18 protein-coding genes and 1 tRNA gene are annotated in these 22,663 nt (G+C 62.8%); 10 read left to right on the top strand and 9 right to left on the bottom strand.

The window, feature by feature from the left end:
- Positions 1 to 27 precede the first annotated feature (27 nt).
- The 3 genes from FB466_RS07080 to FB466_RS13870 all read left to right on the top strand — a co-directional run bounded on the left by FB466_RS07080 (position 28) and on the right by FB466_RS13870 (position 1,848).
- Positions 28 to 960 (top strand): 4-(cytidine 5'-diphospho)-2-C-methyl-D-erythritol kinase, encoded by a 933-nt coding sequence (locus FB466_RS07080; RefSeq protein WP_141917183.1) that lies wholly within the window; start codon positions 28 to 30, stop codon positions 958 to 960.
- 62 nt (positions 961 to 1,022) lie between these two features.
- On the top strand, positions 1,023 to 1,694 hold the full coding sequence (locus tag FB466_RS07075) for a DsbA family oxidoreductase (RefSeq protein WP_141917182.1): 672 nt from the start codon (positions 1,023 to 1,025) through the stop codon (positions 1,692 to 1,694).
- A gap of 22 nt (positions 1,695 to 1,716) precedes the next feature.
- The gene (locus FB466_RS13870) at positions 1,717 to 1,848 is read left to right on the top strand and encodes a hypothetical protein (protein ID WP_281285162.1); all 132 of its coding nucleotides are present in this window, start codon (positions 1,717 to 1,719) and stop codon (positions 1,846 to 1,848) included.
- A 301-nt stretch (positions 1,849 to 2,149) separates the two neighbouring features.
- Here the strand turns inward: FB466_RS13870 and FB466_RS07070 are convergent, their stop codons facing one another.
- The 3 genes from FB466_RS07070 to FB466_RS07060 all read right to left on the bottom strand — a co-directional run bounded on the left by FB466_RS07070 (position 2,150) and on the right by FB466_RS07060 (position 5,163).
- Positions 2,150 to 3,961 (bottom strand): ABC-F family ATP-binding cassette domain-containing protein, encoded by a 1,812-nt coding sequence (locus FB466_RS07070; RefSeq protein WP_141917180.1) that lies wholly within the window; start codon positions 3,959 to 3,961, stop codon positions 2,150 to 2,152.
- Positions 3,962 to 4,065: 104 nt separating this feature from the next.
- Positions 4,066 to 4,653: a YdeI/OmpD-associated family protein gene (locus tag FB466_RS07065; RefSeq protein WP_141917179.1), complete on the bottom strand. Its 588-nt coding sequence runs from the start codon at positions 4,651 to 4,653 to the stop codon at positions 4,066 to 4,068.
- Positions 4,654 to 4,659: 6 nt separating this feature from the next.
- The gene (locus FB466_RS07060; protein WP_141917177.1) at positions 4,660 to 5,163 is read right to left on the bottom strand and encodes a MarR family winged helix-turn-helix transcriptional regulator; all 504 of its coding nucleotides are present in this window, start codon (positions 5,161 to 5,163) and stop codon (positions 4,660 to 4,662) included.
- 79 nt (positions 5,164 to 5,242) lie between these two features.
- Here FB466_RS07060 and FB466_RS07055 point away from each other — a divergent pair.
- The 3 genes from FB466_RS07055 to FB466_RS07045 all read left to right on the top strand — a co-directional run bounded on the left by FB466_RS07055 (position 5,243) and on the right by FB466_RS07045 (position 7,762).
- Positions 5,243 to 5,314: transfer RNA gene (locus tag FB466_RS07055), tRNA-Gln, on the top strand.
- Positions 5,315 to 5,356: 42 nt separating this feature from the next.
- Complete coding sequence (glmU, locus tag FB466_RS07050; protein WP_141917175.1) at positions 5,357 to 6,781, top strand: bifunctional UDP-N-acetylglucosamine diphosphorylase/glucosamine-1-phosphate N-acetyltransferase GlmU; 1,425 nt, start codon at positions 5,357 to 5,359, stop codon at positions 6,779 to 6,781.
- Between the two features lie 3 nt (positions 6,782 to 6,784).
- Positions 6,785 to 7,762 (top strand): ribose-phosphate diphosphokinase, encoded by a 978-nt coding sequence (locus FB466_RS07045; protein WP_141917174.1) that lies wholly within the window; start codon positions 6,785 to 6,787, stop codon positions 7,760 to 7,762.
- A 239-nt stretch (positions 7,763 to 8,001) separates the two neighbouring features.
- Here FB466_RS07045 and gndA read toward each other — a convergent pair whose 3' ends face one another.
- From gndA to FB466_RS07030, 3 genes are all read right to left on the bottom strand, one after another.
- Positions 8,002 to 9,453 (bottom strand): NADP-dependent phosphogluconate dehydrogenase, encoded by a 1,452-nt coding sequence (gndA, locus tag FB466_RS07040; RefSeq protein WP_141917172.1) that lies wholly within the window; start codon positions 9,451 to 9,453, stop codon positions 8,002 to 8,004.
- A 94-nt stretch (positions 9,454 to 9,547) separates the two neighbouring features.
- Positions 9,548 to 12,400, bottom strand: a complete 2,853-nt coding sequence (locus FB466_RS07035) for an FAD-binding and (Fe-S)-binding domain-containing protein (protein WP_141917171.1) — start codon at positions 12,398 to 12,400, stop codon at positions 9,548 to 9,550.
- Between the two features lies 1 nt (position 12,401).
- The gene (locus tag FB466_RS07030) at positions 12,402 to 14,081 is read right to left on the bottom strand and encodes an L-lactate permease (protein ID WP_141917169.1); all 1,680 of its coding nucleotides are present in this window, start codon (positions 14,079 to 14,081) and stop codon (positions 12,402 to 12,404) included.
- Between the two features lie 134 nt (positions 14,082 to 14,215).
- On the opposite strand from FB466_RS07030, the gene FB466_RS07025 reads away from it, so the two are divergent.
- From FB466_RS07025 to pth, 3 genes are all read left to right on the top strand, one after another.
- Positions 14,216 to 14,917: a GntR family transcriptional regulator gene (locus FB466_RS07025; RefSeq protein ID WP_141917167.1), complete on the top strand. Its 702-nt coding sequence runs from the start codon at positions 14,216 to 14,218 to the stop codon at positions 14,915 to 14,917.
- Between the two features lie 233 nt (positions 14,918 to 15,150).
- Positions 15,151 to 15,738, top strand: a complete 588-nt coding sequence (locus FB466_RS07020) for a 50S ribosomal protein L25/general stress protein Ctc (protein WP_141917165.1) — start codon at positions 15,151 to 15,153, stop codon at positions 15,736 to 15,738.
- Positions 15,739 to 15,838: 100 nt separating this feature from the next.
- Entirely contained in the window at positions 15,839 to 16,417 is a 579-nt protein-coding gene (gene pth, locus FB466_RS07015; protein WP_141917889.1) for an aminoacyl-tRNA hydrolase, read from the top strand.
- 163 nt (positions 16,418 to 16,580) lie between these two features.
- Here pth and FB466_RS07010 read toward each other — a convergent pair whose 3' ends face one another.
- Together FB466_RS07010 and FB466_RS07005 are read right to left on the bottom strand one after the other, a co-directional pair.
- Positions 16,581 to 17,057 (bottom strand): DUF1266 domain-containing protein, encoded by a 477-nt coding sequence (locus FB466_RS07010; protein ID WP_246054572.1) that lies wholly within the window; start codon positions 17,055 to 17,057, stop codon positions 16,581 to 16,583.
- A gap of 31 nt (positions 17,058 to 17,088) precedes the next feature.
- Positions 17,089 to 17,403 (bottom strand): hypothetical protein, encoded by a 315-nt coding sequence (locus FB466_RS07005; RefSeq protein WP_141917162.1) that lies wholly within the window; start codon positions 17,401 to 17,403, stop codon positions 17,089 to 17,091.
- Between the two features lie 365 nt (positions 17,404 to 17,768).
- Here FB466_RS07005 and mfd point away from each other — a divergent pair, with 365 nt between their 5' ends.
- Complete coding sequence (gene mfd / locus FB466_RS07000; RefSeq protein ID WP_141917154.1) at positions 17,769 to 21,371, top strand: transcription-repair coupling factor; 3,603 nt, start codon at positions 17,769 to 17,771, stop codon at positions 21,369 to 21,371.
- On the opposite strand, the gene FB466_RS06995 is transcribed toward mfd, so the two are convergent.
- Positions 21,368 to 22,576, bottom strand: coding sequence for a Na+/H+ antiporter NhaA (locus tag FB466_RS06995; RefSeq protein WP_141917152.1), 1,209 nt, complete (start codon positions 22,574 to 22,576; stop codon positions 21,368 to 21,370). The two genes, mfd and FB466_RS06995, sit on opposite strands and share 4 nt — an antisense overlap.
- Between the last annotated feature and the right edge of the window lie 87 nt (positions 22,577 to 22,663).

Raw genomic sequence — 22,663 nt, 5'->3', positions numbered from 1 at the left:
GGTATCCCGGTGGGTTAGGTTGGGTATATGAGTCCAGCCTTGTCTGCGCCGACGGTACACGTGCGCGCCCCGGGAAAGCTCAACCTGTATTTTCGGGTGGGGTCCGTGATGGATGATGGTTACCACGAGGTTGCCTCTGCCTACCAGGCGGTGTCTCTCTTTGAGGACGTCTGGGCCAGGGCGGATCCTAACTTCACGGTGGAGTTTGGTGGTCCCATCGACACCTCCGAGTTGGAAGTGGATGACTCAAACCTTGCTCTTCGCGCGGCGCGTCTCCTGGCAGCGCATACGGGCTACACGGGTGGTGTTCGTCTGCGTATTGAGAAGAACGTGCCCATCGCTGGCGGTATGGGCGGGGGTTCAGCGGATGCCGCTGCCACGCTCGTTGCCTGTGATGCCCTCTGGCAAACCCGGGTGAGTCGAGAGGAACTGCACGAGCTCGCCGCACAGCTGGGTGCAGATGTGCCCTTTGCGCTCATGGGCGGAACTGCGGTAGGAACGGGGCGCGGTGACGAGTTAAGTCCCGCGCTTGCCCAGGGAAATTTTCACTGGGTGCTGGTTCCTTCGGACCGTGGGCTGAGTACGCCCGCGGTGTATCGGGAATTAGACCAGCACCGTATCCGGCATACGGGGGCGATCACCCCGGCCCCGGTGAAACCCGTGGTGGACAGCTTTGTTTTGCAGTCGTTGCGGGCTGGAAATCCTGAAATGCTGGCTGACTGCATTCAGAATGACCTCCAGGCTGCTGCGCTGCAGATGGCACCTGAGCTGGTAGACACCCTGGAGCTGGGCGAGGGTAACGGTGCTCTCGCCGGAATTGTTTCGGGCTCTGGGCCTACCGTCGCCTTCTTGACGGCCGATTCCGAGTCTGCGATTGATTTGCAGGTGGCTCTGAGCCTGCGTGGACATCATGCGCTGCGGGTGACAAGCCCCGCTCCGGGTGCGCGGGTCGTTCTCTAACGCTGTGATAGTTTCTGCCACCGGTGCGGAATGGAAAATCGGCTTCCCGAGTTGAGCCTGGTATGGCAGAAACGATTAAGGTTGATATTTGGTCCGATATTGCGTGTCCCTGGTGCTACATCGGCAAGCGGCGGTTTGAGGAGGCCCTGGCGGGCTTTGCGGCGTCGGATGCGAGCGTCCCAGTTGAGGTTGAGTATCACAGCTTTGAGCTTGCTCCGGACACTCCGACCGATTTTGAGGGGACCGAGGTCGATTTCCTGGCCGGGCACAAAGGGATGTCGGCTGAGCGGGTGACGCAGATGCTCGACCACGTGACAGGGGTCGCATCGAGCGTTGGCCTTTCTTACGACTTTGACGCGTTGCAACATACCAAGACGCTCAAAGCTCACGAGCTGCTGCACTTCGCGAAGAGTCAAGGACGTCAGCGAGAGCTCAAGGAGCGCCTACTGCGGGCCTATTTTGAGGAGGGTCGTCACGTGGGTCGCATCGACGATCTTGTCGCTCTGGCCGCCGATGTTGGCCTCGATACTGAGGCAGCACGCGCCGCGCTAGAAGGCGGAGAGTTCGCCGATGATGTGCAGGCGGATATTGATCAGGCGCGGGGCTATGGTATCAATGGCGTGCCGTTCTTTGTCTTTAACAGTGCATACGGGGTCTCGGGGGCACAGGAGTCCGCCGCCTTTCGGGGGGTTCTTGAGCAGATTAGTACGGGCCAGGTGGGGGAGCAGGATTGATATGAGAGACGATAATCACGAAATGCTGGTTGCAGATGTGGCCGTGGTTGAGGAAGGAATCGAGCCAAGACCGCAGCTTCTCACCCTGTTGAACCAGAACCCGTCGGACGATAACGAGGGCGGATGCTGCGGCGGGGGATCATGCTCGCTTTAGATGAGCGATGTCGTGGGCAGGGGAGAGGTAGGGACAGTTTGAGCGTGCGCAACGTTCCCGCACGTTCAGACTGTTTCCCAACCCTGCCGGATCTGTTGCTGTCAATGGGAGAAGACTTGATGCCTGGTGTTAGCCAGTTACCTGAGTCGTTTGTTGTAGCGGGCTGCCGGGGAAGAAACGGCGGGTCAGAAGATGCACATATCTGACCGATTCGTGTTTGTTGCTGTATCAGACGAGGGGCCCGTGACCGCAAGGGCATCCAGATCGGTGTCCCCGAAGGCCCGTGGGGTGATGGACTGGGCTAGCCTAGTAGCTCTGATAACTCCAGCCAGCTCTCCTCCAACTCGGCGATGGTGGACTCCAACGCAGTTGTCTCCTGCATGATCAGGTTGAGGCCCGCATAGTCGCCCTGGTCGTGCGTAGCCAGGCGTAGCTGGGTGGCGGTGAGGGTCTCGCCCAGCTTGGCGATCTTCCGCTCGGTCGCAGAGAGTTCCTTCTCGGCGTTACGTTTCTCCGCGCCACCGAGGGAACCAGTGGGCGCGGGGACTGTGTTGCCGGGGGTGGACGAGGAAGCTGCGAGGGAAGCGGAGGGGGCGGTTGAGGCATCCTCTGTCTGCTTGCGGAGCGCGAGGTACTGGTCTACACCCCCGGGTAGATGACGCAGCTGGCCGTCAAAGATGGCATATTGCTGGTCGGTGACGCGCTCCATCAGGTAGCGGTCGTGCGAGACAACGATGAGGGTACCCGGCCAGGAATCGAGCAGGTCCTCCATCGCGGCCAGCATATCGGTGTCCAGATCGTTGGATGGCTCATCGAGCACCAACACATTGGGTTCGTCAAGCAAGATGAGGAGCAACTGAAGGCGACGGCGTTGGCCACCCGAAAGGTCTTTCACCGGGGTTTGCAGCTGGGCACTGGAGAAGCCGAGACGTTCGAGTAGTTGGCTGGGCGTCATCTCTTTGCCGCCCGTGACGTAGCTCGTGCGTTTGAGCGCCACCACATCACTCACCCGGTCGTTGGCGTGCTCGACGAGTTCGGCGAGTTCCTGACTGAGAGTTGCGACCTTGACGGTCTTGCCGTGCTTGACGCGGCCCGTGGTGGGCTGGACCTCCCCCGTGATGAGGCCGAGCAGGGTGCTCTTGCCTGCCCCGTTCACACCCAGAATGCCCGTGCGCTCACCGGGCGCGATGCGCCATTCGACGTCGCGTAGCACCTGCTTATCGCCGTAGGATACGCCCACGTCGAGGATGTCTACCACGTCTTTGCCGAGGCGGGAGGTGGCCATCTGGCTGAGCTGTACTGTGTTGCGTGCGGGGGGTTCGTTTTCGATCAGCTGGTTGGCGGCATCAATGCGGAACTTGGGTTTTGCCGTGCGGGCCGGGGCTCCGCGGCGCAGCCAGGCGAGCTCTTTGCGCATGAGGTTTTGACGCTTGGCCTCGGAGGCGGATGCCATCCGGTCGCGTTCGACGCGCTGAAGGATATAGGCCGCGTAGCCACCCTCGAAGGGCTCGATAATGCGGTCGTGTACTTCCCAGGTGGCGTTACACACCTCGTCCAGGAACCACCGGTCGTGCGTCACAACGAGTAGCCCACCCGAGGTGCGACCCCAACGGTTTTTGAGGTGCTCGGCGAGCCAAGCGATGCCCTCCACATCGAGGTGGTTGGTGGGCTCATCAAGAAAAACGCAGTCCCAATCACCCACGAGGAGTGCGGCGAGGGCAACACGGCGGCGCTGGCCGCCGGAGAGGGAACCGATCACAGAGTCCCAGGGAATGTCGCGGATGAGACCGTCAATCACATCGCGAATGAGTGGGTCACCCGCCCAGATGTACTCCTCGGTGTCGCCGACGATGGCCTGCCCCACCGTGAGGGTGGGGTCGAGGACATCGCTCTGGTCGAGCATCCCGATGCGGACGCCGCCGCGCACGGTGACGCGACCGCCATCCGGTTGGATACGGCCCGAGAGAAGGGAGAGGAGGGTGGACTTACCGTCGCCGTTGCGACCCACAATACCGATGCGGTCGCCCTCGTTCACCCCGATTGTTACGGCGTCAAAGATGATCCTCGTGGGGTATTCGAGGTGAAGGTTTTCTGCGCCGAGTAGATGTGCCACCCCACGAGGCTACCGTTGATTGACGGCCGGTGCAGCCGTTGCCCGGCCCGAGGCAGTTGGATGAGGGGGCGTGCGGCCACGCAGGACGACGCGGGTGGGGTAATTTAGTACGGGGTGCCGAGTTCGAGGCGCTTCACGAGCCGCTCTGCGGTGCGCTGCCGGGCCTCTGCGGTGCGACCGATCGTGACCCGGTGGAGAAACGCATACCGATTGGCTCCGCTGAGCGTCTCGAAGTGTGCGGCCGCGGTGGGGGAGGCCGCGAGGGCCGCCGCAAGCTCCGCTGGAACCTCGATTGTGGCAGACCCCTTGTAGGCGCGTTCCCACCGGCCGTCAGACTGGGCCGTGGCGATCTCGGCGTGACCGCGATCACGCATCCGGCGCTCTGCAATGAGTCGCGCGGTGTGGCCCACGTTGCGCTCGGACCAGATGCTGCGCGGGCGGCGCGGCGTGAACCGCTGCATAAACGTGGCCTCGTCTCGGCTGCGCTTCTGGCCGTCGATCCAGCCGCTGCACAGCGCCTCGTCGAGGGCCTCGGCGTAGGTGAGCGAGGTTGGCGTGGTAACTCCCTTCTTGGCGAGCACCAGCCAGACGCCGGCCTCGGTATCGTCTTCGTGCGCGTCGAGCCAGGCCCGCCAGGCGGCGACGTTGGGCACGATAAAGGGGACAATCTCGGCGGCGGGTGCGGGAGTCATCGCGGCCTAGAGATCCGTGGCATCGAAGCTGATGCGGAGCTTACGCAGCAGCGTGCCGAGACGCGCCTGCTCGGTGTGGGTGAGGCCTCCCAGCAGAGCCTCCTCGGCATCGACCAGGCGTGTAATCGCGGCATCCACGCGAGTGAGACCCGCGGGAGTCATCTTGACGAGGACGCCGCGGCCGTCGTTGGGGTCGGTGAGTCGGGAGACGAGGCCGCGCTCCGCCATCCGGTCGATGCGGTTGGTCATGGTGCCGCTTGACACCATGGTGGCCGATACAAGCCGCTTGGGGCTGAGTGCAAACGGGGGACCCTCCCGGCGGAGGGCAGCCAGTACGTCAAACTCCCAGGAGTCCAACTCAGACTTGTTGAAGGCATTCTGACGGATGCGGTTGAAATGTTTTGCGATTCGCGTCACACGGGAGAGCACATGAAGCGGATCAAAGGTGAGATCGGGTCGTGCGCGGGCCCAGGCTTCGACGATTAGGTCTACCTCATCGTTATCTCTCATGCGACCATTATCCCCGGTGTTCAACTTCTGCTCATCTTTCTGGCAGACTTATCCCTGTGCCTGACACGATCGGGTACGGTCCGCCGTAGTGTAACGGCAGCACGGCAGCCTTTGGAGCTGTTCGGTCCAGGTTCGAATCCTGGCGGCGGAGCGCACAAAGATCAGTTCAGCACACCTAGCGCGGAGGTATTTGATGCCGAATAGCCAGCTTGCAGTTGTCATTCTGGCTGCCGGACAGGGAACGCGGATGCGTTCATCCCTTCCGAAAGTTCTCCATCCTCTTGCCGGTCAGCCGCTGATTGGGCACGTACTTGATACGGCCATCCAGCTCAACCCAGCCCACATTGTGGCGGTCGTCCGACATGAGCGCGATCAGGTTTCGGCAGCGATTACAGAGCACCTGCCCTCAGCGATCATCGTGGATCAGGACGAGGTCCCCGGTACGGGGCGTGCGGTTGAGGTCGCTGTTGCGGTCCTACCGGCGGAGTTTACGGGGCACGTGGTGGTGTTGAGTGGCGATGTACCCCTGTTGAGTGAGGCGGCCGTGAGAGAGTTGGTGGAGGCTCATCTGGCCCAGAGTAACGCGCTCACTCTACTCAGCACCGTCGTGGGCGACCCTGCGGGGATGGGGCGTATTCTTCGCTCAGACTCTGGCAGCTTTGTGGGCATCGTGGAGCAGAAGGACGCCACTGCCGAGCAGCGGGCCATTGTCGAGATCAACGCGGGCGTTTACATCTTTGAGCGCGCGGCCCTTGACCACGCCCTGGCCCGCGTGAGCACCGACAACGCCCAGCAGGAGAAATACCTCACGGATACCGCGGGTGAGATTCTCGCAGCGGGTGGCCGCATTCAGGCCGTCGCGATTACCGATCACTGGCTGGTGGCCGGTATCAACGACCGGGCCCAGCTGGCGGCGGCGGCGCATGAGTTGAACGCTCGTATCATCCGGCACTGGCAGCTCAACGGTGTGACGGTGCAGGATGCGGCCAGCACCTGGATCGATAAGGACGCCCAGCTTGCCGAGGACGTCACTCTGCTGCCCGGAACCCAGATCCTGCGCGCCACTGTCGTGGGTGCCGGTTCGGTTATCGGCCCGGACACGAGCCTGATTGACTGTGAGGTGGGCCGAGACGCTCGGGTGCGTCGCACCGACGCACAGCTCGCCGTCATTGGCGACGGGGCGACCGTTGGCCCCTACTCGTTCCTGCGCCCCGGCACCATCCTGGGGGAGGGCGGCAAGATTGGGGCCTATGTAGAAACGAAGAACACCACGATCGGTGCCGGAAGCAAGGTCCCACACCTCAGTTACGTTGGCGATGCCACGATCGGCGAGGGGACCAACGTTGGTGCCGGTACGATCGTCGCTAACTACGATGGCGTGCAGAAACACCACACCGAGGTGGGCTCTCACGTGCGCATCGGTTCGAAAAATGTCTTGGTGGCACCCGTTACAATTAGTGACGGGGCGTACACGGGGGCCGGAACGGTCGTTCGCAAGAACGTACCGTCCGGGTCGCTCGCGGTGAACGTTGCACCACAGCGAAATCTTGAGGGCTGGGTGGCTCAGAACCGACCAGGCACAGACACGGCTCAAGCGGCCGAGAAAAGCGGAGAATAAAAATTGTCGGGAATTAAAGTCAACGGCCAGAAGAAGCTTGTCCTTGTTTCGGGCCGGGGGTACCCCGAGCTCGCGGAGCGTATCGCGAGTGAGCTGGGGTCTGAACTTGTTCACACCGACGCCCGCACCTTCGCCAACGGCGAGATCTATGCACGTTTTGACGAGAGTGTTCGCGGCTGCGATGCGTTTGTGATCCAGTCTCACACGCACCCTATCAACGAGTGGGTGATGGAGCAGCTCATTATGGTTGATGCTCTCAAGCGCGCCTCCGCCAAGCGCATCACGGTTGTTGCGCCGTTCTATCCGTACTCACGCCAGGATAAGAAGGGCCGCGGTCGTGAGCCTATCTCTGCTCGTCTGATTGCCGACCTGTTTAAGGCCGCCGGTGCCGACCGCATCATGTCGGTCGATCTGCACGCCGCGCAGATTCAGGGTTTCTTTGACGGTCCCGTTGATCACCTCTTCGCCATGCCGGTCCTGCTGGAACACTTCCGCGAGAAACTGGACGCCGACACCCTCACGGTGGTTTCCCCCGATATGGGCCGTGTGCGTGTCGCCGACATCTGGAGTGACAAGCTGGGTGCCCCCCTCGCGATCATCCACAAGCGGCGTGACCCGCTTGTACCCAACCAGGTCAGCGTGCACGAGATCGTCGGAGATGTGAAAGACCGCTGGTGTCTGCTCGTTGACGACATGATCGATACGGGCCGCACCATTGCGAGTGCCGCCGAAGCCCTGAAGCTCGCCGGTGCCAGGGGAGTGGTGATTGCTGCGACCCACGCGATTTTCTCCGACCCGGCCGTCGAGATGTTGAGTTCCGACTTCATTGACTCGGTTGTGGTCACCGACACCCTGCCCATCCCCGCGGAGAAGCGTTTCGACAAGCTGGAGGTGCTCTCGATTGCCCCGCTGATTGCCCGGGCCATCCACGAAGTTTTCGAAGACGGCTCTGTCACGTCAATGTTTGATGGTGCCGCGTAGCCGGTAGAGACTCGCTGGCGACCCCGGCCCCACCCTGCGGATGACGGACTCATTCGCAGGGTGGGGCCGGGGTCTGCCGGGTCCCAACCGCGAGCCAGTACGGTGGCACCTACTGCCTGCGAATATGTGGGTTTCCCCCGAAGGTGCCAGCGATAGGCGACGCCGTCACGACGATGCGACGCGAGTCTTTCAGTGGGAAAGCCATCCGCGCATCCTCTCGGGCGTCGCCTTGCTGGAGCTTAGCTCAGCGTAATCTCGGTGCGGTCGCCGCTCCACAGGGTGTGGAAGACGCCGGGAGCGTCCACCCGGCCGTAGGTGTGTGCCCCGAAGAAGTCGCGCTGGCCCTGGATGAGAGCCGCGGGCAGACGCTCGGCACGCAGGCCGTCATAGTAGGCGAGCGAGGAGGAGAACCCGGGGGCGGGGATGCCGGACTGGGCCGCTCCCGCGACGACGCGACGCCAAGATTCCTGGGCTCGGGCGACGGCCTCGGTGAAGTAGGGTGCCGTGATGAGCGCCACCAGACCCGGGTTCTCGTCGTAGGCCTCGGTGATCCGGTTGAGGAACTGGGCACGAATGATGCAGCCACCGCGCCAGATCTTTGCGATGTCGCCCTTCCTGATATCCCAGCCGTATTTCTCAGCACCGGCGACGATGATGTCGAAGCCCTGCGAGTAGGCCACGATCTTGGAGGCGTACAGCGCGAGGCGGACATCCTCGACAAAGGCTGCACGGTCCGTGATCGCGCCGAGCGGTGCGGGGCCGGGTAGACCGGCGGCGGCCCGACGCTGCTCGGGGTGTGAGGAGAGTCCACGGGCGAAGACGGCCTCGGCGATGCCCGAGACGGGGGTGCCAAGATCGAGGGCGGCCTGGACAGTCCAGGTGCCGGTGCCCTTCTGGCCTGCGGCATCCACGACAATGTCTACGAACGGTTTGCCCGTCGTGGCATCCACCTGCTTAAGTACCTCGGCGGTGATCTCAATCAGGTAGCTTTCGAGTTCGCCGCGGTTCCACTCGGCAAAAACTTCACCAATCTCGGCGGGGGTGAGGCCGCCCGTATTGCGCAGTAGGTCGTAGGCCTCCGCGATGAGCTGCATATCGGCATACTCAATGCCGTTGTGGATCATCTTCACAAAGTGGCCGGCCCCGTCGGTACCCACGTGGGTCACGCAGGGTACGCCATCTACCACAGCGGCGATCGAAGAGAGGATGGGGCCGAGGGTTGTGTAGGACTCGGCGGAGCCGCCGGGCATGATACTCGGACCCTTGAGCGCGCCCTCTTCTCCGCCGGAGATCCCAGCACCCACAAAGTGAACCCCGGTGGCGCTGACGGTCTTCTCTCGACGAATAGTGTCGGTGAACAGTGCGTTGCCACCGTCCACGATGATGTCGCCCGGTTCAAAAAGTGCGGTGAGCTGGTCGATCACGGCATCGGTGCCGCTGCCAGCCTGCACCATGATAATCGCGGTGCGGGGCGTGCTCAGGGAGGCCACGAACTCTTCAATGGTTTCGCTGGCGACGAAGCCAGCCTCCGGATGCTCCGACACGAGGGAGCGGGTGCGTTCGGGGGAGCGGTTAAAGACAGCAACGGTATTGCCCTCACGGCTCGCGAGGTTGCGGGCCAGGTTGCTGCCCATAACGGCCAGGCCGACGACGCCAATGTTTGCTGTTGCGTGGGTGGCGTTGTCCGCCATGGTGCCTCCTTGAAGTGCGTGAGAGCGCGTGCGTATTGCGCGCAGCCAACCTCTAGATTATCCCGTGCGGTGCTGGACGTGTGAGCGGCGGGTGCTACTCCGATCTGCTGAGCTGGTTGAGCAGCTCCAATACGTGGTGGTACTGCTCGCCCGTGGCGCGGGTCATCCCGAGCTCGCAGGTGCGGTTGCACGAGGCGTGGGCCGAGGCATCCAGTGTGGCGACCTCGGCAGCCTCAGCTGCGGTGGCCGACGCGGTGAGTTCGGGGTGCAGCATTCCGCGATCACCAGCAAAAGCGCAGCAGCCCCAGTCTTCTGGCACGACAACGTCGGTGGCTACGGCACGGGCCACGATGCTGAGGGCGTCGTTTCCCCCCATCCGGGTGGATGAGCAGGTGGGGTGGATGACGAGGCGCTCCATCTTTCCGTGCTCCGGAAGGAGGGGAAGTACGCGTTCGGCGACAAAGTCTACGGCATCAACGATGCGCAGCGGTCGGTCGGAGGTCGCGTTCTCCTTTTCGACCGCGTGTAGCAGCCCCTCGGTGCACGAGGAGGCGTCGCAGATAATGGTGAGCTCGCCATCCCGGCTGGCCTCGCGAAGCGACTGTAGCGTGCGCTCTTGCATGGTGCGTTGGCCGCGCGAGAGACCCTTCGACGACCACGGGGTACCGCAGCACAAATCGTTAATGTTTTCGGGTACGAACAGGGTGAGGCCCACCCTGGCGCACAACTGTTCAAAGCTCAGCTGGACCCCGGGGCCCGGTTTTCCGTCGGCCCCGTTGGCTGGGCCAAACATGGTATTGACGCACGCGGGCATGTAGACGGCATCGACCGCGGTATTTGCAGCAGGGGCGGGACGTGTGCGCGACTTTCCGCCGCCGGGTAGTTCGGCGGAGTACCGGGGAACGGTGTCAGCGCCCAGGACCGCGCGGGCAATCGCATTGGGTGGTGTGATGAGGGGGAGGGGGATTTTCTCGACCACGTTGAGGGCTGTCCCCGCGACCCGAGTGACGGTGCCCCAGTTCGTGGCGGCCGCGTTCCACACACCCTGCGCCACGCCGTTCACCTCCTCGCGGCGGAAGTGTTTCACCAGGTTGCCCGTGTTGATCTGCACGGGGCAGGCGGTCTGGCACATGCCGTCAACGGCGCAGGTTTGCACGGCTCCGTAAGTGTAGTCGCGGGTGAGGCTTGTGGTGAGCGCGGTATCCCCGTCAATCTTTGATTGTTCGATCGCACGCAGGGTCACGATGCGCTGGCGGGGGGTGAGCGTGAGGTTACGGCTTGGGCAGACGGGTTCGCAATAGCCGCACTCCACACAGCGATCAACCTCTTCATTGACGGGCAACGGTGTCTTGATATGACGCAGGTGGGCCTCCGGGTCATCGTCCAGGAGGACGCCGGGGTTGAGCATCCCGTTCGGGTCGCAGAGAACTTTGATTTGGCGCATCACATCGTAGAGTTCGTCGCCGTATTGTCGGCGTACGTAGGGGGCCATTACCCGCCCAGTGCCGTGTTCAGCCTTGAGCGAGCCGCCCTCGCCGAGGATGAGGTCAACCAGGTCTTCGGTGAAGGCCGCGTAGCGCTCAACCTGCTCCCGCTCAACGAACCCGTCGGTCAGCATAAAGTGAACATTGCCGTCCTTGGCGTGGCCGAAGATGACGCTGTTCTCGTAGTGGTACCGGTCAAAGAGTCCGATCAGCTCGGTGCAGGTGTGGGCGAGGGAAGCCACAGGAACGACCACATCCTCCAGCAGGGCGGTTGTGCCGGTGGGGCGCGCTCCGGCCACGGTTGTGTAGAGGCCCTTGCGCAGGTGCCACAGATCGGCACGGACGCTCGCATCGGTGCTGAACGTGGCGGGGGTGGAGAGTCCCAGCGTGGGCATCAGAGCGTCGCCGCCCGCCTGGAGTTCGGCTAGGTGCTCGGCCTGTTCTGCCTGGTACTCCACGAGTAGCGCGGCGTGTTGCTCCACAGGGAGGCCGCGGATGGCGAGGGGAGCGTCGGGGGCCTGCTGTCCGATTTTCAGCGAGAGCGCATCCAGGAGTTCAAGCGTTGCCGCCCCCGAGTCAACGAGCGCGGGCAGTGAGCTATTGGCTGCCTCCAGACTGTCAAAGATGAGCAGCCCAGACGAGGCGAAGGTGGCCTTGGGTACGGTCCGAAAAACGGCCTCGGCGATGAAGCCGAGCGTTCCCTCGGAGCCCACGACGAGGTGGGCGAGCATATCGACGGCTCGGTCAAAATCGAGCAGCGAGTTGAGGCCGTAGCCCATCGTGTTCTTCATGGAGAACTGGTGGGTGATGGTGGCCACGGACTGCGTGTTATTTCTGACTCGCTGGGCCAGACGGTGTAAGCCCTCGACGAGCGCAGGTTCGAGGGCGGTGAGGCGTTCCTCAGCGTCCCGGGCACCCGTGTCGATGACGGTACCGCTGGGCAGCACAATGGTGACTGATTCGAGGGTGTTGTAGGCGTTATCAACCGTGCCGCACGCCATCCCGGAGGAGTTATTGGCCACCACGCCACCGATTGTGCACGCGGCCTCGCTCGCCGGGTCCGGTCCCAGTTTGCGGCCGTAGCGCGCGAGGCGAGCGTTCAGGGCGCGCACTGTTACCCCAGGTTGCACCCGGACGCGGGCACCGTTGTCGAGTACCTCAATGTTTTTGAAATTGCGCCGCACATCCACCAGTACGCCATCGGTGACGGATTGCCCGCTCAGGCTGGTGCCACCCGAGCGGAGCGTGAGCGGCACCCCCTGGCGGGCGCTCGTCTGGAGCAGCTCCCCGACATCGGCTGCGTTCTCGGCGATGACAACGGCCTGCGGAATCAGGAGGAAGTGCGAGGCGTCGTGGGCATTGGCGTGCAGGTCGATCGGGCGGGTGCGGACCTGCGCGGGGTCACCGACTGCGGAGCGCAGTTCGTCCAGGAGTGTGCGTGTGGGGGTGGAGTGAGCGGACATGTTACGGAACCATCCAGCCGAGGATCGGGGTTGACTGCAGGAAGATCAGGAGAGTCATGAACGCCAGGAGGCCGAGGCTCCACCCGATCAGCTTACGGAAGAGTGTGCTTTCCGCGCCGTGCATTCCCACGGCTGCCGCGGCAACCGCCAGATTTTGCAGCGAGAGCATCTTGCCGAGCACCCCAGCGGAGGAGTTTGATGCCGCCATGAGCACGGGGCTGAGTCCTGCCTGCTGCGCCGCCGTGACCTGGAGCAGGCCGAAGAGCGAGTTGGACGAGGTATCGGAGCCGGTGAGCGCCACACCAATCCAACCAATCAGCGGGGAGAGCAGCGCGAAGAAGCCTCCGGTCGCGGCGAGGGCGAAGCCGAGGCTCGCGGTCTGACCGGACAGGTTCATCACGAAGGAGAGGCCAAGCACGGCAGTGACCGTGACGATTGTCCAGCGCAGTTGTACGAGTGTCTCCCAGTAGACCTTCAGAGCTCGTCTGAGGCCCACGCCGTAAATGGCCATGGTGACAATTCCGGAGAGAAGAAGGAGCGTGCCGGTGGCTTTGATGTGGTCGAGCTTGAACATCTGGGCGGGGACGGGGGTGCCGTTCGCATCCACAACGTCGAGTCCGGGCCACTGGAAGGTGACCGAGCCGATGCCAGCGAGCCACGTTTTGATCGCCGGAATCTGGGCCACCGAGAAGATCACCATGATCGCGAGGTAGGGGGCGAGGGCGCCCCAGGTGCGCGTGGCCGTTGAGGTTGGGAGCGCGTGAGTGTTGTCCGTGCTGAGACCGGCGGCCCGGGCAAGGGCGTCTTCATGGCTCGGTGTGGTGAGGTTTTCGGCCTCGTTGTCGTCCGAGACAATGCTTACGGTCTCGGCGGGCTGCCAGAAGCGCAGCATGATGAGTACGGCGATGACCGTGACCACGGCGGCGACCACATCTGTTAGTTCAACGGCAAAGTAGTTGGCCGTGATGAACTGTGAGATACCAAACGCGAGGCCGGCCACGAGCGCGATGGGCCAGGTCTGTTTGACGCCCCGTTTACCGTCCACGATGAAGACCAGAACGAGGGGGATGATGACCGCGATAAACGGCGTCTGTCGTCCGGCCATCGCGGCCAGGTCTTCAATCGGCAGGCCGGTCACCCCCGCGAGGGCGATGATGGGAGCGCCCATCGCACCGAATGCGACCGGCGCGGTGTTGGCGAGCAGCGAGACAATCGCGGCCTTGAGCGGTTTCATGCCCGCGGCGATCAGCATGGCGGCGGAGATCGCGACCGGTGCGCCGAAGCCGGCGAGTGACTCCAGGAGCGCACCGAAGCAGAACGCGATGATGATCGAGAGCACGCGTAGGTCATCTGAGATGGTGCGAATGGTGGTGCCGAGCACTTCAAACCAGCCGGTCGCCAGGGTGAGCCGGTAGATCCAGAGGGCGTTGACCAGGATCCAGAGGATGGGGAAGAGGCCGTAGAAGATGCCCTCGGCTGTAGCGCTGAGGGCCTGGGTGGCGGGCATCTGCCAGCCAACGATGGCCAGAACTATCGAGAGAACGAGGCCGGAGATCGCGGCGTAGGGGGCTTTGACTCGAAAAACTCCGAGTAGGACAAACAGTAAGAGCAGCGGCAGTGCTGCACAGATTGCCGAGAGTGTGAGTGACCCAAATATGGGGTCAAGAAGTTGTTCAAACATGATTCAGTGGTGTCCTCATCGTGTGGGCGTCATTGCTACGAGAAATATTGTCTTACAAATACACTTGGATAGCGAATGCGGATCCGTCGTTCTCTCTGCGACAATGGGTTTTTACCGTTCGCAGGAGATCTTTGATGAAGCCCAGAGTGTCGGCAACGTCCATCGTTGATGCGGTTGCCGAGGATCTCAGGAACCGCCTGTACGCCGCAGAATTTCCCGGGGGCACGGCTTTTACCGAGAACGATGTTGCCCAGACCTATGAGGTTGCCCGACCCACGGCCAAGGCTGCAATCGAAAAAGTTGTCGCCGAGGGACTGCTCGTGCGTGGGGTGCACAAGACCGCGCGTGTTCCCGAGTTGGGGCCCGAGGATGTTCGCGATATTTACCGTAGCCGTGCGTACCTCGAAACCGAGGTGCTGCGCCGACTCGCTGCACGAGGAACCGTTCCCACGGCTGCCGTGCGGGCCAACCGCGAGATCGCCGAGGCGCTCGACTCCGAGAATGCCCTCGCGATTGTGGAGCCAGATATGCGTTTCCACACGAGTCTCATTGATGCGCTGGGCAGCCCCCGCACGAGCAAACTGTATGGCACCCTTGTGAGCGAGGTGCGCATCTGCATGACCCAGGTGCAGGGCCGCCGCCTGCTCGATCCCAAGATTATTTGTGCCGAGCACGACCAGATCCTGACCTATATCCGCCAGGGCGATGGGGATGCGGTGGCCCGTCTGCTTGACGAGCACCTGGCCCGCGCGCGCGAGCGTCTCGTGGCTGCGGTGGGTGGCGAGGCTGGCCCTGAGGCCCTCCTGCCGTTCAGTGTTGAGATCCCGCCGCACTAGGCTCCCGGACTCGTGGCCGCACCCCGGACGACGGAGGTGGTGCGTTCTGCTGACGAACCGTGTAAACTCGGGCCTTGTACTTCGGCGAGGGATGTCGCATCAATGTGGCATCCGTTATCGACGCGGTGGGTGAGGCGGAAGTCTTTCCTCACGCTGCGAACGGCGCGAGTTGAATACAGACCATGAGCCTCACGGCTCCCAAATGAACGGGCTTAGCCCGCAAGGAGAACACTATGAGTGACGACACGAACAAGGTTTCTGCCGAACTTCGCGAAAAGTTTGGTAAGGGTGCCGCCCGTAAGCTCCGCGCCGCGGGGAAGATCCCCGCCGTCATCTACGGCCACGGCACCGAGCCCCAGCACGTAACCCTGCCCGGTCACGAGGTTGGCCTCATCATCCGTAAGGCCAACGCTGTTTTGACCCTCGATATTGATGGTGTCGAGCAGTTGACCCTGGTGAAGGATGTTCAGCGTGACCCGGTTCTCCAGATCGTTGAGCACATCGACCTCATCGTGGTGAAGAAGGGTGAACTGGTTGAGGCTGAGGTTCCCGTCCACGTGGAGGGCGAGTCCTACCCCGGAACGCTGGCCATGCTGGAGCTGAACACTCTGCGTCTCCTGGTTGAAGCTACGCACATTCCCGAGAACGTCGTCGCACGCATTGACGGCCTTGTGGAGGGCGACCAGATTCACGCCGGTGCCATTCAGCTGCCCACCGGTGCCAAGCTGGCTGATGATGCCGATCTGCTGATCGTGAACATCGTCGTGCCCCGCTCGGGTACGGCCGCTGACGACGCCGCCGAAGAAGCTGCTGCCGAGTAGTTCCGCGGACTATCGAGCCCGCCGAAACATCATCGTGACTATTCGCGACCTGTTTCGGCGGGCTCGACCCGTTAACCAGACCAGAGAAGAGGAGAGCGTCGTGGATACGTGGTTGGTGGTGGGCCTCGGCAATCCCGGACCCCAGTACGCGAAGACTCGGCACAATGTGGGACAGATGGTGCTCGACGCGCTCGCGGAGCGACACTCGGGGCGCTTCGGCAGACACAAAGCTAATGCGCAGGTCGCCGAGGTGCGTGCCGGGATGGGCGGTCCCCGCCTGGTGCTCGCCAAACCCAATAGCTTTATGAACGTGTCCGGCGGCCCCGTCTCTGGGCTGCTGCGTTTCTATTCGCTGGGGGTGGACCGTCTCATCGTGGTGCACGACGAACTCGATATCGACTTTGACACCATCAAACTTAAGACGGGCGGTGGCCACGGTGGCCACAACGGTCTGCGCGACATCGCGAAGGCTGCCGACAGCCCAGACTTTACCCGCGTGCGCGTCGGCATCGGACGTCCGCCGGGACGTCAAGATCCGGCCGACTACGTGTTGCGTGAGTTCGGTTCACTCGAGCGCCAAGCCCTACCCTCGTTGCTGGACGAGGCGGCAGACGCCGTTGAGGTGATTGTGGCGGGTGGGCTGGCGGAGGCGCAGCAGCGCTTTCATCGCCCGCGGTAGGTCTTTTCGTTTTGCGCGGGGTCACGGCGGCTGTTGTACGGGACACGGCGGCCTCTTCGAGAGGGGGGCGCTCAGCGCGCCGACCCCAGACGAAGAGGCCCCCGTTATACCGGGATGACCCTCGTGGGTCAGAACTTTGGTATTAACTAACCCCGGAAAATCGTTAGAGCGGGAAGGTCAGCCAGGGACTCTTTTCGTTGCGGGTGGCCGAACCCGCGTTGAGCGCTACATCAGCCATCTCTCCGTCATAGCAGAGTGCGCGACCCACCAGGAAAGAGGCCGCGTATTGCGTCCACGAGGAGAATCGTTCCCGAGTCATCCGGTCGGCAACGGCCAACCATTCGTATCCTTCGTCTTCGCTGAGGTAGCCTGACGCGACCGAGAATCGAACGACGTTACCGATGCGTTCAATATCCCACGCATCCATGCTGGTAGTCGTGTTAAAGTCGTCTACGGTCAGGTTCTTTCCCTTCACAAGTTTGCGGGCCTCAGCGAGGCGGGTCAACATTGTGCCAACCTCGTCGCCGTAGGCCGCAAGCTCAGGAGAGATCGCGCTCACGTTACCCTTACGACCACCGCTGTAGGCGGAGGCAAGCACTGCCGTGTACTTCGGTGGCGTGTATGTCAGTGCAGGTCGCACAAAAACGGTAAATGCTGTTCGGTGCCCCTCGTCACGTAACCAGGTTAAGGGTGTGGATAGCCTCGTCATGGTTATTGATACCCCACGAGTTATGGAGTAACCCGCGAACCTCCTCAACGGGTGTGACGAGCGCAAACGTTGCTGTTGGCATTCCGTGGAGGACAAGAGTGCCGTAGCAAAAAAGGTGCTCCATCCCGGGGCGAGCGGGGTTATCGGCAGCTAGCCGTTTGGCTTCCTGAGTTGTTTTTATGTTTTTCGCAGCGCCCGTTGCCACGTTGGCAACCCCTTGAACAATTTCTAGGTTATTTTTGAGCGACTCCGAGACGAGAAATGACGGAATTTTCATGTGCAAGATGTCTTTTCTATGGGGGGATTTAAATGAGTCACGCGCTGGGTTTTGGACGCCCCGAAAGGAGCCTAGCCCGTTCCCAGTGAGTGTGATGCGGGTGGTTCGTTGTGAACAAGTTATTCTCGTTCAATTCGAGGCCAGCACGTTTTCTACACTACTCCCGGGAGACCAGAGGGTACCAAATATCGGTGCTCCCTCCCCGCTGGGATGCAGCGTGTATGAGAGGTGAGCACTCACGGTTGGAGTCCGCCTAGAGCGGGCTGCGTGAAGCCGTTCCGGAAGGTTGTTAGTGACAGTCAGGTTCCCTGCCTCGGGAGGGGGAGCCCGGACGTATCCGGTGTGATCGGGGGTAAGATTGTCCGGTGACTCTTCACGGAATTCTTGCCACACTCGCCACGTCCCACAGCTTCCACCGGGCCCTCAGTTATACCGCTGAAGATGCTGATTTCTCTCTGGCCGAGGGGCTGCGGGCTCCGCTGCTGGCAGGCCTGCTAGCGGGGCGAGGCGGGGGAGGCCGGGCATCCGCGCTGTTTATTGTCACGGCGACGGGCCGCGAGTCAGAGAGCCTGCGGATGTCGCTGGCCGCGCTGCTCCCCGACGTCGATATTGTCGAGTTTCCGGCCTGGGAGACGCTGCCGCACGAGCGACTGAGCCCGAGCGCCGAGACGGTCGGACACCGCCTGACCGCCCTGCGCACCATGAGCGAGTGGAGGCCCGAGTCTGGCCGCGATCTCATCGTGATTGGTGCCGTGCGGGCCGCGCTGCAACCGCTCGCCGACAACCTCCTCTCGGTTCCACCGCTGCACTTTGTCACGGGTGGACGTGGCCACGATCTGACCGAGGTCAGTGAGCGACTGGTTGCCCTCGCCTATGCCCGTGTAGACATGGTGACCCGTCGCGGCGAGTTCTCGGTGCGTGGCGGTTTGCTGGACGTGTTCTCGCCCGTGGCCGAGCATCCGGTGCGGATCGAATTTTTTGGTGACGAGGTGGAGGAGATCCGCCCGTTCTCGGTGGCCGACCAGCGCAGCCTCCCCGTGGAGCTCACCGAGGCCACGCTGGTACCGAGCCGCGAGTTGCTGCTGGATGAGGGGGTGCGGCAGCGGGCCCGCGAGATGCAGAGCGAGTTTCCGAACCTGTCGGCGATGCTGGAGAAGGTGGCCGAGGGTATCCCCGCTGAGGGAATGGAAAGCCTGACCCCCGCGCTGGTGGAACGTCTCGTGCCCATCACACACTACCTTCCGGCGGAGGCCGCGGTCGCCGTGATCGCCCCCGAGCGTGTCGCTACCCGCGCCGTGAGTCTTGCCGAGACCAACCGTGAGTTTCTGGCCGCTGCCTGGAACGCCGCGACCGCCGGGGCTGACGCCCCCATCGACCTTGCCTCGGGCGATTTTCTGTCGCTCAATACCCTGCGCGGTTCGACGGGGGAGCGTCCCTGGTGGACGCTCAGCTCCTTTCAGCGCGACGAGCACGACCCCATCAGCCAGGGCATCGACGGCTATGTGCGTATCGAGGCGGATGCCGTGCCCAGCTTTCAGGGCAGCATTGACGGAGCCGTTGACTACGTGGGTGGCTTGGTGCGGGATGGCTGGCGTGTGGTTGTGACGGCGCAGGGCCAGGGCACGGTTGAGCGGGTGCGCGACGTGCTCAGCGAGCACGAGGTTGCCGGACGTGTGGTACCCACCCTGGAGGGGGCTCCCGAGGCGCTCGTCGCCACACTCGTGGCGTGCAGCATCGACCACGGCTTTGTCAGCACCGAGGCGCGCCTGGCGGTGCTCACCGAGGCCGAGTTCTTCGGCCGCAGCGCCACCTATCAGGCCGGTCAGGTGAAGAAACTCGCGAGTAGCCGTAAAAATGTGGTGGACCCGCTTCAGCTCGCAGCCGGCGATTTTGTGGTGCACGAGACGCACGGTATCGGTCGTTTTATTGAGCTGACGCAGCGTGAGATCACGACGGGTTCGGGTCGTAATGCCACGAAAGCACTGCGTGAGTACCTGGCCCTGGAGTATGCACCCTCCAAGCGTGGCTACCCGGCCGATAAGCTTTTTGTGCCTACCGACCAGCTTGACCAGCTCTCCCGCTATGTGGGCGGCGAGGCCCCCGCCCTCAGTAAAATGGGCGGTTCAGACTGGTCGGCGGCGAAGGGCCGCGCGCGCAAGGCTGTGCGCGATATCGCGGTTGAGTTGGTTAAGCTTTACTCTGCCCGGATGGCGAGTAAAGGGTTCGCTTTCTCGCCCGACACCCCCTGGCAACGTGAACTGGAGGAGGCATTTCCCTTTGTCGAGACTCCCGACCAGCTGACGACGATCAACGATGTGAAACGCGATATGGAGTCGCCCATTCCGATGGACCGGCTCGTTTCGGGGGATGTGGGCTTTGGAAAAACCGAGATCGCGGTGCGAGCCGCCTTTAAAGCGGTCCAGGACGGTAAACAGGTCGCGATGCTCGTGCCGACGACGCTCCTGGTCAAACAGCATCTCGAAACTTTTCAGGAGCGTTTCGCCGGGTTCCCCGTGCACCTGCGCGCGCTCAGTCGTTTCCAAACCGATAAGGAAGCCCGTGAGGTGCTTGACGGCCTCGCGAGCGGGTCGGTGGATGTCGTCATCGGCACGCACCGCCTCCTCGCTGCGAGTGTTGTCTACAAAGACCTCGGCCTTGTGATTGTGGATGAGGAGCAGCGCTTTGGCGTGGAGCACAAGGATGCGCTCAAGAAGCTCAAGACGAATGTGGACATCCTCGCGATGAGCGCCACACCCATCCCGCGCACCCTGGAAATGGCGGTGACGGGTATCCGTGAGATGTCAACGCTCGCGACGCCACCGGAGGATCGGCATCCGATTCTCACGTTTGTCGGTCCGCGCTCTGATCGACAAATCGCCGCGGCTATTCGCCGTGAGCTGTTGCGCGAGGGGCAGATCTTCTTCGTGCACAACCGCGTGTCGAGCATTACCCGCACTGCGGCCCACCTGGCCGAGCTCGTGCCGGAGGCTCGCATCGCGATTGCGCACGGCAAACTGTCGGAGGCCACCCTCGAACAGGTTGTGGTGGACTTCTGGGAGCGGAAGTTTGACGTTCTCGTTTCGACCACGATTGTGGAGACCGGCCTCGACATCGCGAACGCCAACACCATCATCATTGACCGTGCCGACAAGTACGGTCTGAGTCAACTGCACCAGCTGCGCGGGCGTGTGGGGCGCGGCCGCGAGCGAGCTTACGGCTACTTCATGTACGACGAGGACCGGCCGCTCAGCGAGACCGCACACGAACGCTTGGAGACCATCGCGACCAATAACGAGCTGGGCTCGGGGATGCAGGTGGCGCTCAAGGACCTGGAGATTCGCGGGGCCGGAAACCTGCTGGGTGGCGAGCAATCGGGCCACATCGCGGGTGTGGGCTTTGACCTCTACCTGCGGATGATTGGCGAGGCGGTGAGTACCTTCCGAGGTGAGGCGACGGCGAGTCTGACGGAGCTCAACCTGGAGTTGCCCGTGGTGGCGCACATTCCGGAAGACTATGTGGAGAGCGAACGGCTGCGACTGGAGGCCTATCAGAAGTTCTCAACCGCGAGTTCCTCTGTGGCCGGTGCCGACCAGCTCGACCTGGTGATGGAAGAGCTGGCAGACCGTTATGGCACCCCGCCGGCTGAGGTGGAGAACCTGCTGCGCGTCTCGCGCCTGCGCCGCCTGGCGGGCCTGCACGGACTGAGTAAGGTCGTTGTGCTTGGCCCTAACCTTAAGGTGGAGCGGGTTGATCTGCCGGATTCACGCCAGATGCGGATGATGCGCCTCTATCCCGGCTCGCGCTACGTGAACACGACAGGTACCATGACGGTCCCACTGCCGGTGCTCCACGGTGTGACGCTTGGCGGCACCGAATTGATCGATTGGGTGCGGAAGCTGGTCGAGGTGATCCTGCCGGAACTGCCTGAGGCCGCAACGGAGAGTGCCGGAGAGGCCAGCGGGGACTAGCTTGTGGCTGCGTTCGCTGCCACCCGCGCTCGCTTGTAGTGCCGCGCCCGCCAGCGCACCAGAGCCACCGAGAGCACGATGGACACGGCCGAACCGATAATCACGGCAAGCACCCCCTGATCGGCAATCGCCCGGTTGCCCGCAAACGCCAGTTCGTTCATCAGTAGCGAGACCGTGAATCCGATGCCCCCGAGCGCTCCGGCCGCGAGCATATCGCCCACATTGAGGATGGCGGGCTGCTTCGTGCGCAGGAGACGGTCCGCGAGGAGCGTTGCCCCCACGATGCCGATGAGCTTACCCAATGGCAGTGCGATAGCGATGGCCCAGAACGGGGCTGCGAGGGGTGTCTCGCCCAGGGTCGGGATGGTCACCAGCGCCGCCGAGAAGGCAAAGAGCGGTAGTACCGCCACATTGCTGACGGGCTCGATCAGATAGCGCGCGCGGTGCGCGGGGGCGCGGTGCATAGCGAAACCGAGAGCCACCCCCGCGATGGTGGCGTGGATACCCGATTGGTATACCACATACCAGGTGAGCAGTCCGATCAGAATCATGGCCAGGAGGAGACCCCACTCGGCTGCACGATGGCGTTTCTGCGAGGGCCGTCGGGCGCGGCGGCGCAGGGCCGCGTACCGCCAGCTAAGGGCCCCAAAGATCACCGTGAGAATGAGGCCCAGTGCGATCAACCCCACCTGGGCGTTGCTGGTAAAAAAGGTGGCGATGAAGAGGATCCCGGCCAGATCATCCAGCACGGCCAGCGCGAGCAGGAACGCCCGTACCGTTGTTGGTAGTCCCCTGCCCACGACCGCGAGCACGCCGAGCGCAAACGCGATGTCGGTTGCGGTGGGGATGGGCCAGCCGTTCTCGTAGCCGCTGCCCCAGGTGATCGCCAGGTAGACCCCGACGGGCACGAGGATACCGCCGAGGGCAGCAATCGCGGGGCGAATGGCCTTGCTGACCGAGTTGAGGTCGCCCTCCACAAACTCATGTTTCAGTTCGATAGCCACGATAAAGAAGAAAACGGCGAGTAGGCCGTCACTGATCCAGTGCCCCACCGAGAGGTCGAGGCCCAGCCCGGGTAGGCCCAGGTGGGCGTGTTGTAGATCCTGGGCGGCCTGCGCGAGGGGGCTGTTGGCAATTGCCAGGCCCAGCACGGCGGCGACCAGAAGGAGCGCGGCGGATGTGCGGTTGGAACGGAGGAAGCTCATGGCTGCCTTTCGGGTTCGTTGGTGGTCTGTGTCGACCAGGCTTCCCGACTCACCGGAAACTACTATAGCTGTGATACCGAGAATTTC

Origin of the sequence: Klugiella xanthotipulae, assembly GCF_006716695.1 — a bacterium.
GTDB classification, from domain to species: domain Bacteria; phylum Actinomycetota; class Actinomycetes; order Actinomycetales; family Microbacteriaceae; genus Klugiella; species Klugiella xanthotipulae.
The sequence above is the reverse complement of the archived record's forward strand: the minus strand, read 5'-3'. Positions and strand labels throughout refer to the sequence as shown.